This is a genomic window from Arthrobacter sp. SO5 (assembly GCF_020532805.1).
Classification (GTDB): domain Bacteria; phylum Actinomycetota; class Actinomycetes; order Actinomycetales; family Micrococcaceae; genus Arthrobacter.
The window spans coordinates 17,395-18,550 of sequence record NZ_MQTQ01000091.1; the positions used below are offsets into that span (position 1 = coordinate 17,395).

General features: G+C 68.9%; 1 protein-coding gene. It reads left to right on the forward strand.

Going from position 1 to position 1,156, the window contains the following annotated elements; genetic code table 11:
• On the forward strand, window positions 1–960 hold a 960-nt coding region (locus tag BJG92_RS15980), incomplete at its 5' end, for an NAD(P)-dependent alcohol dehydrogenase (RefSeq protein WP_232084970.1).
• Window positions 961–1,156: the final 196 nt, after the last annotated feature.

The window sequence follows — 1,156 nt, forward strand, 5'->3', positions numbered from 1 at the left end:
GCCGTCCAGCACCGCTACGGCCCGCCCTCAGTGCTCGAGTCGTCCGAGGTCGGGCTACCGCTACCCGGTCGAGGCGATGTGCTCGTCCAAGTGGGCGCGGCCTCGGTTCACCCTGGCGACTACTTCGTCATGACCGGTGAGCCGTACGTGGTGCGCCTGGCGTACGGACTCCGCCGGCCGCGCCACGGCATCCCTGGCAGGGACCTCGCTGGCGTGGTGGCAGCGGTCGGGAAGGATGTCACCGCTTTCCGCCCCGGCGGCGAGGTGTTCGGCTGGAGCACCGCTGGAACGCTCGCGGAGTACGCCTGCGTCCCGGCGGACAACCTTGTGTCCGTGCCCGCCAACGTGTCGGTCGTGGACGCGGCAGCGGTGCCCACGTCGGCCATGGCGGCGTTGCAGGCGTTGCGTGAGATCGCGAACGTTCAACCGGGCCAGACGGTGCTGGTCACGGGCGCGTCGGGCGGCGTGGGCTCCTTCGCCGTACAGATCGCCAAGGCGTTTGGCGCCGAGGTGACGGGTGTGTGCAGCACCCGCAACGTCGACTTGGTCCGGTCGCTCGGTGCCGACCACGTAGTTGACTACACGAGGGCCGACTTCACCCGCACCGAGAAGCGCTACGACGTCATCCTCGACAACGTGGAGGCCCAGCCCCTGGCGGATGTCCGCCGAGCGCTGACGCCCACCGGCACCCTCATCCCCAACAGCGGACGCGGCGGCCGCTGGCTCGGCCCCCTCGGTCGGATCGTCAAAGCGCGCGTGCTGTCCGGGTTCGCCCGTCAGCAGCTGAGGCCCTTCCTGTCGGTCGAGAAGCGCCAGGACCTGCTCACCCTGGCCGACCTCCTCGCGACCGGGCAGATCACGCCGGTCATCGACCGCACCTACCCCCTCGACAAAGCAGCCGACGCCCTCCGCTACGTCGGGGCCGGCCACACCCGGGGGAAGGTCATCGTCACCGTCTGACGATCGGACTGACGAGAACGACCCAACCCGTACGTGTGCACGCCCAGACCTGCCGCCACTCCGGCGGACGGACCGCTCCTCTTGAAAGACGAACCGATGACCATCCGACAAAAAACCTCGAACCTGCTCGACAACCCACCGATCCCCGTGCAGGCCAAGCTCGCCGCCGCATGGACCAGCCTCATGTTTCTCGTCA